Below are 15373 nucleotides of genomic sequence, written 5' to 3' on the forward strand. Positions count from 1 at the left end.
CCGCAGCAAACGCGCAAAGCCTGATCAGAAAGGCGCTCGCGGTCAGTTCAGCGCACTACTTTCTGCGACCGCAACACGTTGTTTTTCCACAGAATCGGCGGGAAGGAGACCTTCGCTGCATGCGCGAATTGATATGCGAGCTATGCCTGAGCGGTCATTCGATAGCAGTGGCGGAACATCTATTGCGGGTTTAGAAGTTGTGGTTTAGCCCCATATGCATTTCAGCTTCGAACACCAAGATTTCGTTCTCGCCGTCCTGTCGCATTCGCTCTATCAATTCGAGTCTGAGATTGACAATGCCAGCGTCTTGCTGGACATCAACAAACTCTGAGTAGTTGTCGATGAGCTTTCCCGCCAGTATCGAGTTCACCCCGAAGTTCATCAATCTGATCTTGTCCTGATTGGTCGTTCCGTACTTAACCTTTAGGTACAGCTCTTCATCAAGCTTCCCGAGATCGTGCAGAAGCTCCACGTATTTGAGCAAGTGATTATCAACGAAATCCTGCTCCTCCTTGATCCGCACTATCGCCAGATTCACTTGTTCGGCATGCGTCTTCTCGCTGATGACAACCCAGCTCTGGCGAAAAGAGCCTTCCCTGGCGATATCACCCCACTTCCCGACATACACTTCATCGCCGCCCATACCCTCCCAATAGCGAAGGAAGTTCCTGATCATTTCCGCGTAGGACGCGCCTTTGATCTTCCAGTCAATGAGCATGGCGTAGAAGGTCTGGGCGTTCTCCTCCTGTAAACGGCGAAGAATGTCGAAGGCCGCACCGTCCTTGAGGAACGGCACAAACGCAGCAGCAATCAACTCCATGACTTCATTTGAATTCTGAAGCGGCTCAACAAGACCGTCGAGTATACCCTGGATTTCTACCTCGTGCTGTAGAACCTCTATCTCAGAGACGTTGTTCAGAAAGCATGCGCGGCCTACCGGCGTAGCGGCGCGGGCGACGTCCAGCCCTGTGGTGCCCGGAAGGACGTTCTCAAGAAATTCATCGGCCTCGCGCTTACGCTCTTCAGCGTCGTCATCTTCGATCAACCGCTCTTCCAGCAACACGTTATCGATCTCATCTTGAAGCTTCAAATCAACCTGTGCGACGGTCTTGATGAACTTTTTCAAATTGGCCCGACCATCCAGATAGGCATCGCTTCCAACCAGGTATATCTCCGGTTCGAGCATTCTGAGATTCCCAGTCTCGCCGTTGAATATTTCATTGAACCTGCACACCCGGCCTACCAGATTTCGAAACTCGGACTTGGATAGGTTTCTTGGTCCCTTTTTGTTTTCAAAAATGAACATCTTCTCTGCTGGGATGTTCACTCCTTCAAGCAAAGTTGAGTTGCACACGATATGGCGGATTTCAGGGATCTCGCTATAGGCGCGCTCAATGTAAAGCTTCACGATGTCCGGGACTGAACCATGGTGGTACAAGACGCCTTTGCGCAGACCCTCAACAAGCAAATACTCACTGTGGAGAAAATCTGAAATGCTCTCACACACCCGCGCGACACTATCGCTTTCGACACTGTCATTGCGCGGAAGAAAAGCACGCATGAACTGCTCAATCTTTTTGGGCAGGTTGAAGAAAATGATATTCTTCTTGGCGGCCTTCTGCAAAATCAACTCAAGTTCGTCATCGAAGGCATCTTCACCGCACTGAACGAATCTGTCGAAATATTGATCGTAAAGTTGGACAGCTTCGTCCTCCCGGCAGTCAACCAAGTAGAACCGCTCGGTCTTCAGGCCTTCCTTGACCTTGTACTCCTCTGGCTGGATTTCAGCGTATCGAAGTCGCAAGTTCTTGTGATCGACTAAAAACGGTGTCAGGTACTTGAAACGCGCCGCCGGATTTCGCCGCTTTTGCAGGATGATCACCTTAGCCAACAACAAAGCCCGTGTGTCCTCCCCAAGCAAGTTGTGCGCTTCATCTACAAAGACAAAGTCAAAATTGACACTTGGATGCTTGATGAAAAACCTAAGTAACCGCTCTTGGGTCAAGACCGCCAGAAATTTGCGATCACCACCCTGAAACATCTCGGCGTGGGTGATGATTTGACGGTTGTCTCCAGCAACGAGCTTTCTCAGCAAGCGTTGCTTGGTTTGGGCCAGCAAAGCTTTGGTCGGCACCAAGACGCAGATATTGCTCTGGAGATTGCGATTGCAGAACCCGGAAATCAGCTCGGACTTCCCATAAGATGTAGGAGCCGTAACCGTCACGTCCGTCAGATTGTGCTCGAAAAAGAAGTTTCCCAAATCCAGTTGTTGTTGAGTGAAGACCGCGCCTTCGACTTCGAACAACTCCAGCAGTGATGAAAGATATTCCGGGAAAAAATGGGCGGTCTCGTCCTCCGCCGCCAAGCCCGATTGTACACTGTCCACAATCGGCATGAACCCTCGGCCAATCGCAACGTCGTATAGCGGAACGTAGTCGCCCGTAAGGTTCGCATACATCACAACAATCCGGTATCCCAACGCGGTGACATCCGGGTTGTCATTGTTCAGGAACAGGACAGCCGCGGCCAGAAGTGTTTCCGCTTGCGCCCGGCTCAATTCACCACGAGTTAACAGCGATTGATAAAGCTCAAAGAAACCCGAGTTTCTGAGTGTTTTGAGCGGTGCCTTAGCCATCGTCAACCTCGCTCCGTAGGAAATCTACGACGCTTTGGATGGTGTCCTTTTGCAGCGCAATTGACATCAAATCCCGGAACTCATTCATATCCTTCTGTGTGGTGTGCCTTCCTTCAAACTCCGCTCCGGTAGCGAACGCCTGACCGCCGGAAAAACACACAGCCACCAGGACAGCGTTGTAGTCCTGACTTGCTGATTTACCTGCTACAGCCTTTTCGTTGAAACTCTCAAGCAGCGTCTCGATTTGTGACTTGAGCCCTGAATCCTGAATGACCAAACTGGCCCCGTTTACCGCGTTTTGCCAAAGCGTGTGTCGTTCGCTATTCAAAGCGGTCTTCAGGCCATTTTTTGCAAGAGACAAAAGACCGCCCAGCTTGTTGATGCTTGTTTCCACACCGCACTCGCCAGCTTTCACCTCAACAAACCAGATTTCGCTCGTGCCCTTATGATGTAAGACGAGGTCAAATCCCTTTTTGATCGAGTCCTCCTCCATGTTGAAAAATGGTGAGGCCGCACGAAACTCGTCTTCGTAATGCAAGAACAGTACGTGGGTAAGCAGCTCGCCGATCATGCCCTTTTGTGTGTCGGCGGATTTGGTGTCGAATTTGTCGAGGAAAGCTGTGAGCGTCTTCTCGTATGAATAGATAACCGATGTTCTCGATGCCTTGGCTGCGCCATAGCAAATCTCCGACAGGCGCGCCCGGATAACGTTTTTTAACTCATCGGAGATATCGTCAATGGTGAAACATAATGAGCTCGTTTCACTCTTTTCTAATTGAACGCCTTCCAACATGCTCCTTTCACGATCCTTTTCAAAGCAGAATTTGTCAGGATAGAAGATCTAATCCTTTGAAAGGTACCCCCTCGTTACGGTCTTCCTTTACCTCCATCTTTGCAAGCAGAAAGATATATGATGATCTCGTACAAGCTCTTGCTCGTCGGAGCGCTGGCGATGCTCAAGTCAACGTCCAGTTTGGGCCGCAAGTGAACGTGTGTTCGCCCAGGTAAGTCGCAGAGGCGTTGCATGTTCGTTGTGGCACTGTATCTTGCGATCATAGAACTCACATAATCTTGCGATCATGGAACTCACATACCCTATCAATCTCATCGGTTTTGAGAACGGTATCGAGCGCGGTGACGTACTTACGCGCGATGGCGAGTATCTCGGCGTTTGGACATTTATCAAGGATGAAGACAACGAAACTGGTGTGCTTCACTTTTTTGCAGACGGGGAAAGTGAGCCGATGTTCACCGAAAATGTTCCCGTTTTGAGTAGTGGCATGCGGACCGGTATGGCCATGAGCGACCTATGCCGCTCCATCCGAGACTGGCACGAAGCTTAGACGAGAAAACATCACGGGCCGCGACAGCGGTGACGCGAGTGCTGCGAAAGACCGGTTCGGGGAAGTTGCGACGCACCTATGGCCAGTCTGGCGAATGACCGGAGAGGGCCGCATTTATTGTTTGAGCGGTATGACGTTCGATCCGCCGTTGGCGAACGCAACGGCGCCTTCGCTGCGGATAGTATTAAGCGCCTCGTCGAAAGCTGCCCGATCATCGTCGAAGAGATCATCCCAAACGATGGATGTGCCGTCTCCGGTCACAACCTCCAGCGTCCAGCCCTCCCCGCCTTCGAGTTTGTAGATATCCACCTTGAATGGCACCCCATCCTCTACAATGCGCTGCGAGGCGCTGGATATGACGATGTTTGGTTCGCTTTGCATCTGAATACCTCGTTGGTCTTCGGCAGAGAATAGAGGCGGTGATCACGAAAGCCAATGTCCGCTAAGCAGGAAAACAAACGCTGCAACAGAGACGAACGATGAAAGGCAGCGAAGGGCAGGTCATGTGCGATCAAGGCTCTGGCGCAAGTGTCGCAGCCAATTTGGATCTTACAATATGCTCAGCTCCAGACGAATCTGGCAGGATCGGCAGACGGAGGTGGAACTTCCGCCGCCTGAGTGAAAGCTGCCCCAGTCTCGTCAGCTTGTGCACCTGCCGTCGGCGCGCGCTCAAGGGTATATCGCTGTTTCAGCGCTTGGCAGTGACAGAAATGCGAACTCCCTCCGCGCTTACGGGCATGAAGCTCAAGTTGGTATTCGGTTCCGGAAGCTCAGCGCTCTTCTTGTGAAGCCAGGGATAATCAGAGGTCGCGTATACCTGCTTCAGACAGCCAGCCAGTTGGAGCTGATTGAAGAAGCGAATATCGGAACCTTTCGCCTCCCTCACGGCAAATTGGGGAGGCAGTTCCACTCCGCTTGATTTGGGACGGTGACTTGCCACGAAACATACTTCAGGGGTCAAGGGTAAAGAAATGTAGCTACCTTGCCGCCAGTATGCCGGCCCGCTGAATTTCTCGAGTGTCTCCGGACTCTCGTATAACTGCACCGGGCTATCGGAGATGATAAATCTCATACCTCGCGGCGCGCGAAAGAGGTGCCAGTCCATTTTCGATACTACGGGGGCAAAATGCTTAGCAGCTGATAAAGACCTAATGGTCGCCTCGAAGCTCACTGAGATTGTCCCGTCTTCATCTATTCTCAGCCCGCTCTCGTCCGTTAGCTTTGCGACATCAAACTCGTCTCTTCTTTCTGAAGCTTGAGTAATTTCCCGAACGTAGCTTTCTACAGATTTTCCCGTTTCTTCGCCAAACTTATTGTGCTCGATCCCGAGCAGCATATCCGCAAATTCTTGCCTTTTCCGCGGCGAACGAAAATCCTGTGACGTCAGGAATAACGCAAAGTCTTCACGTTGTTCGACCGTGGGCTTGGCTCCGGAAAGCAGTGCATGAACCGCGGCTGGTCCAGCCCCTTCAACTTGGCTTAATTCCTTTTCAATAGTCTGCGTGTCAACTTCGCCGGAATCCAGCTTGGCTGCATTATAGTAGCGCTGACATGCGACATCTTTTGGAGAGGCCCGAAACGACAGTCCCTTGCCGCGCACAAAAACACTCAACTTTTCGGTGTCGTCTGAAAATGCTCTCAGCAGGAACTGTAGCACGTAGTGTTGGCGTTTCACCTTCGACAAGGCGCTCCCCTCTAATGGCTCTACTCGAACTGATTTCCAGCCTTTTTCATATCATTCCAACGAAGCAGGTCTATACAGAGGCAGCTCTTGGGGCGCGAATGTAGCGTCAAGGCCCCGACGTCCGCTCCAGAGACGCCGCGATGCGGCAAAGTTGAGTGGCTGGAGGTCGGTTGTGGGCCGACTTGCAAACGCAACAGCGCCCCGCGCTGCCGTCACGAATTCGAGAAAATTCAGCGTTGTGCACGAAAGATCGGTCTCCTACGCCGCGCACGATTTTGGGAACTGCGGCGCCCGGGTCTAATTGCCTCGGGCCATGCTGGATCAACCGCTCACCCGTGACGACCTTGAGGACTTCTTCCGCATCCGGAAGAAGACTGGCGGCACTGATCGGCGGGCCTTGAACAAAGTGCTTCGCGCGCTTGGCATCCAGTTACGAGGCGGGACCACGCGGTGGTCTGTCGTGCTGCACGCGATCGGCCTATCCGAGACCCAGGATCCGGCGCATTGGGCCGATCTGAAGGCGCCGTTGCTCACAGCGGACGACGTGGCGGCGCAGCTCGGTCTGGCCGACACCTCCATCATCTACCGCTGGGGGAAGGGCGAGTTGGCGGTCGGCATGCCACCGTTCCCGGCCGTCATCGACCTCTCGAACGGGCGCAAGCAGGCCCGCGCCAAACGCTGGCGCCGGGCCGAGGTGCTGGCATGGCATAGGGGTCAATCCATTCCACAATACGCCAAGGCTATAACGGCTTTTGGCTCCCTAACCCCCGCGAATTGAGGTCGGCACCCATGACTTCGACACCCGCGGACACACACAAATGCAACCAGACGACCTGCCCCACACGCAAACGACCGGGATACAGACACCCGCCCGGTTTCACGGGCGGCAACCTCGGAGGTGTGTGTGTCCCGCGCGCGCTTTGGCGACTTAAAGCGCACGCAAGCGACCCACACCCCCACCCTCTCGATTTTGACGCAAGCAGGACCGGAAAGGACATCGCATGCTTGATCTGACCAGCCATCCAAGAACTTCAACACACGCCGCTGCCGCTATCGGACCGGTGCCCGCGGTGTCGGGCCAACCCGGCCCAACGCTCGACGATATGCACGCCCATGTGGCCGCGCGAAGGGACATCTCGGACAAGACGCGGGACAGATATCTCAGCGCCATCACGAAGGCCGGCGAGCGCCTCAACAAGCCACTGGCCGTGATCCCGGCCGAATTAGCACTTCTCGAGGAGCGATTTCCGCTCGACGGCTTCGATCCCACGCATTGGTCCACCGATACCGCATATCAGCTGTTTCGCCGTCGGCTCCAAGCGCCGCTGCGGGAATTTTTGGGCGTGCATAAGAAGCAGGCCGCACTGCGGGCGCAGGAAGATGACTGGACCATTCTCTTCGCGGCCATCGAACCGCTGAGCAAGGGAAAGGTCGGCAGGACCGCCAGATGGCATCCGATGAAGTTATCCATGCTCCGAACTTTTGCGATCGTGGCGCGCGCGTATGGCTGGCAGCCGCGCGACCTGACACTGGCCGAAGCGCAGAGGATCGACGCTGATTTCCGCGGCAACAAACGGGAGGCCAACGCCCGCGCGCTCCGGCGGCTTGACGAGTTGCGGGAGTTTCCGCAGATCCTACCGCTTCTGCCGCCCCATCCGATCGGGTTTTCAGCCAAGCGCCGTGCGCCACTACTGACGGCACTCCACCCCTCTTGGGAGGCACAGTTTCTGCCCTGGATCGAGGCGGTCACCAGGACCGGCTGGGATCCGGTGGGCAAGGTCTTCGCCGACGATCATGCAGGACACGCGCATGTCCTGCGCGCAGCCTTCCGCACTGCGTTGCGCATCGGTGTCGAGATCGGCGCGATCGGGCCCGACCAGCCTGATCTGAAAGCCATTCTCGCAGAGGACGAGATTCTCTGCGCTATCGCCGGCGAGATGTTCGCGCGGCGGTTGCGGACCCGCAGGAACGGCCGCCTCGAGCCGCGCACCTCACGCAAGTATCTCAAGGGGCTTAACCAGGTCCGCGCGCATCTCGGCATCGACACCACCATGATGAAGCTGGTGTTGGCCAACAACTCGGTGTCACGAATGGGCAAGAAGGCCGACCGCTGCATGACGCCGACAAACCGCAAGTTCTGTGAGGGCGTGGTGGAAAAACCTGCCCTGCGTCGGCGGTTTCTCGGCGCGTTCAAGGAACTGCGCGCGACCGCCCAGTCCATCTCGGCGCAGATCGCCGCGGAGGACCGCAAGCCCACACCGAGAGAGATCGCGCGCGTGCGGATGCTGGGCGCCGCGGCTTGTTTCGCCGCGATCGAGATCGGCGGCGCACCAATCCGCGTTGAGAACGCGATGCGGCTGACCTGTGTCGGCGAGGATGCCCAGATCCGAATCCCGGAGTCGGGCAAGAAGCCGATCAAGGTGCTGATCCCGGCAGAACTTACAAAAAATAAGGCCGAGATCGCGTTCCCGGTCCGGGCAAATAAACATGGCTGTCACGACACGATCCGCTGGTATCTGCAGGTTATCAGGCCGATGTTTCCGCACGCGGCAACAAGCCCGTTCCTGTTCCCGGCCATCAAGACCCAAGGCGCACATTTCAATCCCGACTTCTTCGGGGCCGAGTTCGCAGGCCTTATGCGGACGGTCGTCAACATGCCGATGACGCCACACCAGATGCGCCATGGGCAAACCTCGCTGCTGCTTGATCGGCATCCGAACGAGATCGAGGTGATTGCCAAGCGGATCGACGACACGCTGGGCACCCTGCGCCAGTTCTACGGCTGGCTAAACTCGATGAAACTCGTCGAACACGGTCAGGATCTGCTGGTCGGACTCATGGAGGACTGACATGGCCTATGACACGAGACCCCGCGAGGAGATCCTGGCGGCCCCGCATTTCGACACCTTACGGGCGGCGCCGGGGATGACGCAGGTCGGGCGGCGCGAGCTCCGAACGCTCGATCGGTTTTTCACTTTCGCCGCCGAACGCGGCATCGCCGTGCCCGCCGTCGCCGACTTCCTGGCCTTCGTCGCGGGGGACCGCTCAACCCGCCGGCTCGACGATCTACGCACGGCCCTCGACCGGCTCCTGCCGGACGGGACCCCCGTGCGGGAGACCGTGCGCGCGGCGATCCGTGAAAAGCGCCCACGCAGCCGGTCCTGCGACTGGCGAAGCCGGGAGGAACTGCGTGATGATCCTCTCTTGGCGCCCTACCGCGACATGCCCGCCTTTAATTACGTGCCGCTCGAGGATCTGCGCGTGCTCGCTCGATTCCTGACCTTCACACAGGCGCGGGGCATCAACGTGCCGACAGAGGCGGACTTCTTGGCCTTCACCGCCGATACCAGGTCGAGTCGGCGCCTGCGCAGTCTGAAGTCCGCGCTCGATCGCCTGCTGCCGGGCAATCCGGCAGTCCATGTCGTTCTGGCGGAAGCGATCGAGGCGAAAAGCCCCCCGCGGTCGGGTCAAGGCCCTGGCACTCCTCGGGCCGTGGCGACGCGTCGCGTCGATGCTGCGGAGCTTCCGGAAGCGTGGCGGGCCTTGCTCGCCAGGATGCGCCTCGGGGCGCTGCCGATGCACACGGCCGTCCCGGCGGCGTCCGTGATCGACAGCATGGAGGAGACTCTGCGCGAATACGTGAAGGTGCAGCGGGATGCCGGGGCAGACGTCGCGATCAGCATCGAAGGCGTGCGCCGGTTCGAAGCGTCACGCGCGGCACATGCGGCTGCGCGCAAGGATCCGAAGTATCGTGACCATGGCAACCGCCCGGCGACACGGCACACCGCCGTGATGCGCCTGCGGCAGTTCGGCGCGGCCCTCGGGCTCGATCCGCTGCTTCTCGTCGCGTTGCGCGAACATGAAGCCCTGCTTCGGCGGGACATCGGCACGGTGGTGCCGCTGAAGTTTGCCAAGCTCGACAAACTGCCTGGTCTCAAGGCCACCTGGGCAACGGCTACACGCCTGCTGGCCGAGAGTGTCGAGGCGCCCCGGCGCCAGACCCGGCTGCGCCTGCTCAACGAGGCAGTGATCGTGGCGCTCTGGACCCTGCTGCCGTTGCGCCTGCGCGACGGACAGCTGCTGTGGGGTCGGGATGTGCTGTTCGATGGCACTCGCTACCGGGTAGATATTGTCACCGCCAAGGAAGATGAGCCGCTGCGCGGAGCGTTGCACGGCGTGCTCACCCCGTTCCTCGACGCGCTGGTTCTGCGCGGGCTCGATCCGATCTGGCTCGAGGAGATGCGGGACCGGGCGATGGCCGAGGGACCGCCGCTCTTCCGTTCCGTGGATGGCCGCCAACTCGCGGCCTGCTATCCCTCGACCGTCTGGCGGACGCATTTCCGGACCGGCGCGCATATCTCGCGCAGCCAGGTGCATACGGAAATGGGTCAGCTTGGCCCGGAAGGCGTGGAGGCGGCCTTGGCACTCGCTGCGCAGCGGGACCCGCGCACCGCCTCCCACTACCAGGGCAAGGCCGTCGCCGCCGCCCGTCGCCGCAAAGGACAGGACATGGTCGATACCCTGCTCGAGGAGTGTCTGGGGTAAGGATTTGCGGCTCAGACAATCATGCTGGTCTTGCAGACCAGCAAGTAAAGTAGGGTGGACACAAGGGATATCGGTTCCGCCGCGCAGTCGCTGTGACGCGCGGCGGAACAGAGATCCCTGGTCTCGAAGGTTGTTCAGCTGGTGTCGTTTCACACGCCAAGAGGAGACTTCAATGTATCACCAATCCCACCCAATTCTGCCCGCTGATGACGATACTTGCCAGCCAGAGCGCGGCGATGTCGTCCTGTTCCGTTTTCCGGTCAACGATGGGGAAGACGAGGTCGACGGGCCCAAGCGTCGACCCTGCCTGGTGCTCGACACCTTCGACTGCGGCGGTGAGCGCTTCGTCGAACTCGCCTACGGCACGTCGGCCAAGACCAAGGCGAACCGCGGCTACGAGATCTTGGTCAAGCAGGCCGCTTCTCGCGCGTCCGCAGGGCTGGACAAACCGACACGCTTTGTCGGGGCCCGGCGGACCATCGTGCACATCAACGACAGCGGCTCTGATTGCTTGGCCGAAGGGATGAAAGTGATCGGTCACCTCGATAACGCGCTCCTGGCGCGCATGAACGCCGTCCGCGCACGGATCCAGGCGGAAGCGGATATTGCCGCACACTACCGTGAGGAAAATTGCCGGTAAAAGGCGCGATAGGCGCACGAAGATCGCGGTTTCCGATAGGGAACCGCGCCTTCTGGCACTCCCAGACCCCCAACAAAACAAGGATACAGACAATGGAACTTCCCTGCACCTCCGCCGACGAACTCACCACTATGGCCGCCTCCTGCTTCCCGCTGGCCCGCGCCGCCGCGACCGGCATCGAGCAGGATGTGCTCGACCTCATTGCGCCTGCACCCAAGCGCGAGGCCAAGAAACTGGCGGCCCGGCTTCAGAGCGGGGCGATCTTCGAGAAAGGCATCCTTGCGATGCTGCACGAGATCGTCGGCGTGCTCGACTCCGAGATCGTCGAGGGTACCTATGTGGAGACCTGCTACGATCACAGCCCGGAGAACGTATCGGAGAACCAGAGCTGGAGCCGGGAACGTCTCACACCCGATGCCGAGAGGCTGACCAGCGCGCTCGCGGTGCTGAACGAGCTCTACGCCACACTCTCGGCGGTGCACGATGTCCTGCGCGCGGAAAAGGCACTGGAAGAGATGCGTGCCGCGGCCTGATTGAGCACGCGAGCGGGAACACCCGCGTCAGGGCGTGCCGACGATCCTTCTGCTGCTACAGTTGTCGGCGCGCCCGCCCAAAAAATGCATCCGTGCAGTTCTCCGCTGAATGGGCTCCCGAAACGCGGGCCCACTTACATCACCGAGCCGCCCTCATGCACCCGCGTCTCGAATGGATGCCAAGGAAGGACACGCAACATGACCCGTCACTCCCGCCAAACACAAGGCTTCGAACGCATCTCCGCCATGATGGATGTCGAAAAAGAAATGGAAATCCTCGAAGATAGTATCGAGTTCGCCGCACGCCTGATGGTGACATTCATCGACCCAGGATGCGGTGACGCAGACGGCCTGGAGGCGATCACGCGAAAGCTGGCGACCGCAACTTCTGAAGCCCCGCCCGACATCGCGAAGGTCGACCAACTTTTGAAGCGCGCGCTGGCGATGTGCTTCGATTGCGGCTGGCTGGCCGGTGACACTGAGGTTACTCCGTGGCACCTGACTCGTCTGATGCTTCAGGCAGTTTCGGATGACGACAGGCTTAGAAACCTCGTGGACAGCTCCCTTGCAGCGCAGCAAACCGCGGATACGTCAACGCGGGACAGGCAACCCCAGAGATAATGAGCAGGGCGAGTTGGCGTGGTGTTTTCCACGTCGGCGCCTCAACTCTGCGTAGGAACTGGTGCTGTGGGCTGGGACGAACCGCCTTCATCGCCCCGCTTAGCCCTCGTCCTCGAGACAGGCGATTTCGCCCTGATCGGTCGAAGTCGTGAGCCATGTCGGCTCATCAGGCCCGGTTCCCTCGAACTCCGCTATCAATGCTAAACTGGCCGACAGAGTTAAGAAAGGCGCAAGTCCTCTGTCGTCGTCTTCTATTGCGGCGATTACGTCTGACGCAGTCGCTTCAACGTCGAGGGCGCAATGCTGGTCCACGTCGAACGCGATTTGACCTCCGATAGCAATGACCATGTCAACTTTCCTTTCTTCTGGACGTGCGGCGACACCGTGCCGAGTTCCGCAGGGGTTCAGCGCCAATCACACAATGCGAGACAAATGGCAGTCTTGTTGAATACCGCACCATCGGCCGTCGTCTGACCAGCGAGTTCCTCGCAAAGAAACGCAGCGGCACAGCTGATTCCGAATTCTTCGACGAGCCTGCATGTCTTTTGATAAAGACCATAGTCGTTGCTGAACTCCATTGAGATGCTCCACGTTTTCCAGCTTTTATCGCCATTGTAAGCACTGGGTTTCCTCTTGGTCTTCATATCTTGATCTCCTTTTCTTGTTCTGAACAGGAGATCGTTTCGATTGCGTCGTTGCGGAAACGCATCGGTGGGCGTGGCGCAGAAACTCACTGTTTCCGGTTTCGCAACATCGGCCCCTTTTTTGACACGCGCCGCGGAGCCGGGAACCGCAAAGTTGCGCTGCGCTGCGCGTCATGTCGGCGCTCTTCGATCTTCGGGGCCAAGGGGCGAGGAACCCGGTCGAGATGGGTCAACCGGCCCTGACAGGGAACCAAGCACGGCGCCCGACGGCCTCAACTTGCTTGCCAGCGCAGATGCCAGCGCCCGTCGGCCCCGATATTCGCGGGTCAAATAGCCTTGCTGCTGAAGACACTCGCAGCATTCAACGTCGAGATCGGGGTGGAATCACGTAGCGGCCCATGCGCCACTTCGGCCACCTGTCGCGGACATTCCCCCGCCCGGGCCAAGACGAGACAGGTCTCGGCCCGGGCGCGCGGCAAGTCCCGTCGGATTCGGATCGCATGCAGTTCTAAACCCCTCACACCGCTATTGATGTCATTCATAGCGGCGCGAGGGTTTTTCCGGGTGCGGGCCAGCCAGGTTTCCGCGGCCTTGTCGCTCTTGAACGCACCAGGGGTGCATTTCGGCAGTTCCTTGGCAGTCAGGACCAGAGCCCGGTTTCCGCTCGCGGCCTCCCGAAGCGCCTTACCCAAACGACCGATCCGGGGCAAAAGATCATCGAACCGGACCAAATTGTCTACCGGAATGCCCGGAATGGGGATGTTACAGGCCAAGATCACCCGTTTGCGATAGGGCGCCCGTGCAAGCCGCAGGCGCTCGACCAACTGCCGCGTGCAGCATTCCCGGTGCTGCATCTGGATTTCCCGGATCCGGTCGTCAGGGTGCACACGAACTGACGCCGCCACGCTCTCTCCGGACGACATCTCGTAGGGGACAAGAACCTCGGGCATCTGGCGGCGGCCATTCTCGTCAGCTTTTACGAACTGCAATGGCCGTTCGTCCCGGTCGCCGAAAAGGCTGCGGCCCTGATCCTCCAGCGCCTCCACCGGCAGCTCGTTCCGGCCCAGAACGATGACCGTCGAGTAATTCTCGTAACGGTTCGACCCGAGTGCCCTGTCACCGAACCATAGCCAGCTCGCGCCGAAAAGCTTGCGATCGAGCATGATCCTAACGGCCTCGCAATCCGGCGTCGACCGCGAAATTAGTCCGGCTTCTTCGAAGAACTTGCGGGCCACCTTTTTCGTGCAACCGACAAGAACACCGCCGACGCGGTCATTCCTGTCCCGTTCGACTTCGGTCTCGATTAGCAACCGGCACTCTTGTCGAAGTTTACCGGATCCGAGCAGCTGCGTCGTACTCATCCGCAGGTTCGAGACCTGAGTGATCTCCGCGTTCGGCTGCAACCGCTGGGCGCTGACCTCGATCCCGGGAAAGAAGGTGTGGAGAATGGTCTCGCTTGCATCCGCGTCGAGGATGAGCGTCGGAATGTTGCCCAGGACTTTCCTCGCGCCGTGACAGACGATCTCCTCGACTTCCGTGGTGTCGCCATTATCCGCCATATATCGCCGAAGGCGAAGCGAGATCCGATCCGGTGTTACCCGGCCAAGATCTCGGGCATCTGCCAAGGCTTCCCAGATCCGCGCGTATCGGTGGGCGTTGGATTTGCAGGCCTGGAACCGCGCGAACGCCTTGATCTGCTCCTCTGTCGTCATGTCTGGCTTGATCGCAGGCAGCTGTTCGACGTTTTCCCGCTCCTCCAATGCAAAACGACGGTATTGCGTTCCATCATAGGGCAAGCTCGAAAAGTCGCGACCCGAGCGGAGGACGTCGATGACTTTTTTCGCAGCCCGCAGAATGATGTTGCTTTCTGCCGGTTCGTCTTTTGGTTCGGGAAATCGCCGGTCCCGGGTGAAGGATTCCACCGACACCGAGGTCGGGCGCAGCATCTTGGGCCAGAATTTCTCGTCCACAACACGCAGTGCCTTTGTGCGTCCGGTGGGCGTCGGCAGATAGATGAAGTTGTGCGCGCCATAGCGGTCGACAGGGATACCCTCGGGCAGCTCGAAGCTTTGCCGCTGATAGGCGCAGCTGTCGAACAGCGGGCAGCGCCGCACGATCTCGTCGGCGCCTTTCCCTTCGCGCAATTGGCACAGCGTGTCGCCGACCTTCAGGCCCGCACCGGCCACCTTCTCCGCCAGTTCCCACTTCTGGCACATGCGGGAACTCGGTTTTTCGGGGTCCAAGGACGAACGTCCGCGGATCTGTGCCGTAAGAGTGCCGTTTGTGTCCGTGGCCAGAGCACGCGCCCTGTCACACGCCTCCTCAGAAAGATCCGTCGTGGGCGACAGGAAAAGCGCATCACCGCCAATCCGGGTTCGCGAGTTTCCGGCGAGGATCGCCTGCGTCCTGGTCGTCTTGCCGCTTCCCGGACTGGGGGCGAGCGCAAGAGCCGGAGCCGGATCCTCGCTTTCAAAATCGTGGGCGGCGGCATCGCCGAGGATGGTGAAGACAGTCTCGTCGATCGTGCGTCCGACCTCCTCGAGACTGGCGAAGTTCGTTACCGGCGCGGGATGCGGCCAGGGCACGACGTCCGTGCCGGCGAACTGACCTTTCGTGTTGCGAATTACGGGAGCCGACGCAGGAACGGCATCGGCGGACGGGGCGGTGGTGGGGTGTGCATGATGTGTCATGCGCATAATTTCGGTTCGCACCCACGCTCCTCGTTGCG

Annotated in this window: 14 protein-coding genes; 7 read left to right on the forward strand and 7 right to left on the reverse strand. The window is 58.5% G+C overall.

Annotated features, from left to right (window positions below; all coding sequences use genetic code 11):
• Window positions 1-190: 190 nt before the first annotated feature.
• Together EDD52_RS17095 and EDD52_RS17100 are read right to left on the reverse strand one after the other, a co-directional pair.
• Window positions 191-2635: a DEAD/DEAH box helicase gene (locus EDD52_RS17095; RefSeq protein WP_132247224.1), complete on the reverse strand. Its 2445-nt coding sequence runs from the start codon at window positions 2633-2635 to the stop codon at window positions 191-193.
• Window positions 2628-3428, reverse strand: coding sequence for a Hachiman antiphage defense system protein HamA (locus EDD52_RS17100; protein WP_132247226.1), 801 nt, complete (start codon window positions 3426-3428; stop codon window positions 2628-2630). The genes EDD52_RS17095 and EDD52_RS17100 overlap by 8 nt, the downstream gene beginning before the upstream one ends.
• Before the next feature lie 286 nt (window positions 3429-3714).
• Between EDD52_RS17100 and EDD52_RS17105 the strand changes: the two genes are divergently transcribed.
• Complete coding sequence (locus EDD52_RS17105) at window positions 3715-3978, forward strand: hypothetical protein (RefSeq protein ID WP_132247228.1); 264 nt, start codon at window positions 3715-3717, stop codon at window positions 3976-3978.
• Window positions 3979-4092: 114 nt separating this feature from the next.
• Here the strand turns inward: EDD52_RS17105 and EDD52_RS17110 are convergent, their stop codons facing one another.
• Complete coding sequence (locus EDD52_RS17110) at window positions 4093-4359, reverse strand: hypothetical protein (protein WP_132247230.1); 267 nt, start codon at window positions 4357-4359, stop codon at window positions 4093-4095.
• Window positions 4360-4666: 307 nt separating this feature from the next.
• Complete coding sequence (locus EDD52_RS17115) at window positions 4667-5653, reverse strand: DUF4238 domain-containing protein (protein WP_243651996.1); 987 nt, start codon at window positions 5651-5653, stop codon at window positions 4667-4669.
• 322 nt (window positions 5654-5975) lie between these two features.
• On the opposite strand from EDD52_RS17115, the gene EDD52_RS17120 reads away from it, so the two are divergent.
• The 6 genes from EDD52_RS17120 (at window position 5976) to EDD52_RS17145 (ending at window position 12001) form a co-directional block, all read left to right on the forward strand.
• A complete protein-coding gene (locus EDD52_RS17120; RefSeq protein WP_132247234.1) occupies window positions 5976-6440 on the forward strand; it encodes a helix-turn-helix transcriptional regulator in 465 nt (154 codons plus the stop codon).
• A gap of 223 nt (window positions 6441-6663) precedes the next feature.
• The gene (locus EDD52_RS17125; RefSeq protein WP_132247236.1) at window positions 6664-8511 is read left to right on the forward strand and encodes a hypothetical protein; all 1848 of its coding nucleotides are present in this window, start codon (window positions 6664-6666) and stop codon (window positions 8509-8511) included.
• 1 nt (window position 8512) lies between these two features.
• Window positions 8513-10207, forward strand: coding sequence for a hypothetical protein (locus EDD52_RS17130; RefSeq protein ID WP_132247238.1), 1695 nt, complete (start codon window positions 8513-8515; stop codon window positions 10205-10207).
• Between the two features lie 172 nt (window positions 10208-10379).
• The gene (locus EDD52_RS17135; RefSeq protein ID WP_132247240.1) at window positions 10380-10847 is read left to right on the forward strand and encodes a hypothetical protein; all 468 of its coding nucleotides are present in this window, start codon (window positions 10380-10382) and stop codon (window positions 10845-10847) included.
• A gap of 92 nt (window positions 10848-10939) precedes the next feature.
• The gene (locus EDD52_RS17140) at window positions 10940-11380 is read left to right on the forward strand and encodes a hypothetical protein (RefSeq protein ID WP_132247242.1); all 441 of its coding nucleotides are present in this window, start codon (window positions 10940-10942) and stop codon (window positions 11378-11380) included.
• A gap of 198 nt (window positions 11381-11578) precedes the next feature.
• Window positions 11579-12001: a hypothetical protein gene (locus EDD52_RS17145; RefSeq protein WP_132247244.1), complete on the forward strand. Its 423-nt coding sequence runs from the start codon at window positions 11579-11581 to the stop codon at window positions 11999-12001.
• 99 nt (window positions 12002-12100) lie between these two features.
• Here the strand turns inward: EDD52_RS17145 and EDD52_RS17150 are convergent, their stop codons facing one another.
• The 3 genes from EDD52_RS17150 to EDD52_RS17160 all read right to left on the reverse strand — a co-directional run bounded on the left by EDD52_RS17150 (window position 12101) and on the right by EDD52_RS17160 (window position 15335).
• The gene (locus EDD52_RS17150; protein ID WP_132247246.1) at window positions 12101-12349 is read right to left on the reverse strand and encodes a hypothetical protein; all 249 of its coding nucleotides are present in this window, start codon (window positions 12347-12349) and stop codon (window positions 12101-12103) included.
• A gap of 56 nt (window positions 12350-12405) precedes the next feature.
• Window positions 12406-12645: a DUF7249 family protein gene (locus EDD52_RS17155; RefSeq protein ID WP_132247248.1), complete on the reverse strand. Its 240-nt coding sequence runs from the start codon at window positions 12643-12645 to the stop codon at window positions 12406-12408.
• A gap of 326 nt (window positions 12646-12971) precedes the next feature.
• Entirely contained in the window at window positions 12972-15335 is a 2364-nt protein-coding gene (locus EDD52_RS17160; protein WP_132247250.1) for a DEAD/DEAH box helicase family protein, read from the reverse strand.
• Window positions 15336-15373 lie beyond the last annotated feature (38 nt).

Origin of the sequence: Primorskyibacter sedentarius (assembly GCF_004342065.1) — a bacterium.
GTDB classification, from domain to species: domain Bacteria; phylum Pseudomonadota; class Alphaproteobacteria; order Rhodobacterales; family Rhodobacteraceae; genus Primorskyibacter; species Primorskyibacter sedentarius.

Bases quoted from the DNA above. Each gene is read 5' to 3' on its own strand.
- EDD52_RS17135 (WP_132247240.1), top strand. From the start codon at position 10,380: ATGTATCACCAATCCCACCCAATTCTGCCCGCTGATGACGATACTTGC.
- EDD52_RS17150 (WP_132247246.1), bottom strand. From the start codon at position 12,349: ATGGTCATTGCTATCGGAGGTCAAATCGCGTTCGACGTGGACCAGCAT.
- EDD52_RS17125 (WP_132247236.1), top strand. From the start codon at position 6,664: ATGCTTGATCTGACCAGCCATCCAAGAACTTCAACACACGCCGCTGCC.
- EDD52_RS17130 (WP_132247238.1), top strand. From the start codon at position 8,513: ATGGCCTATGACACGAGACCCCGCGAGGAGATCCTGGCGGCCCCGCAT.
- EDD52_RS17095 (WP_132247224.1), bottom strand. From the start codon at position 2,635: ATGGCTAAGGCACCGCTCAAAACACTCAGAAACTCGGGTTTCTTTGAG.
- EDD52_RS17145 (WP_132247244.1), top strand. From the start codon at position 11,579: ATGACCCGTCACTCCCGCCAAACACAAGGCTTCGAACGCATCTCCGCC.
- EDD52_RS17160 (WP_132247250.1), bottom strand. From the start codon at position 15,335: ATGACACATCATGCACACCCCACCACCGCCCCGTCCGCCGATGCCGTT.
- EDD52_RS17120 (WP_132247234.1), top strand. From the start codon at position 5,976: ATGCTGGATCAACCGCTCACCCGTGACGACCTTGAGGACTTCTTCCGC.
- EDD52_RS17105 (WP_132247228.1), top strand. From the start codon at position 3,715: ATGGAACTCACATACCCTATCAATCTCATCGGTTTTGAGAACGGTATC.
- EDD52_RS17110 (WP_132247230.1), bottom strand. From the start codon at position 4,359: ATGCAAAGCGAACCAAACATCGTCATATCCAGCGCCTCGCAGCGCATT.
- EDD52_RS17155 (WP_132247248.1), bottom strand. From the start codon at position 12,645: ATGAAGACCAAGAGGAAACCCAGTGCTTACAATGGCGATAAAAGCTGG.
- EDD52_RS17140 (WP_132247242.1), top strand. From the start codon at position 10,940: ATGGAACTTCCCTGCACCTCCGCCGACGAACTCACCACTATGGCCGCC.
- EDD52_RS17100 (WP_132247226.1), bottom strand. From the start codon at position 3,428: ATGTTGGAAGGCGTTCAATTAGAAAAGAGTGAAACGAGCTCATTATGT.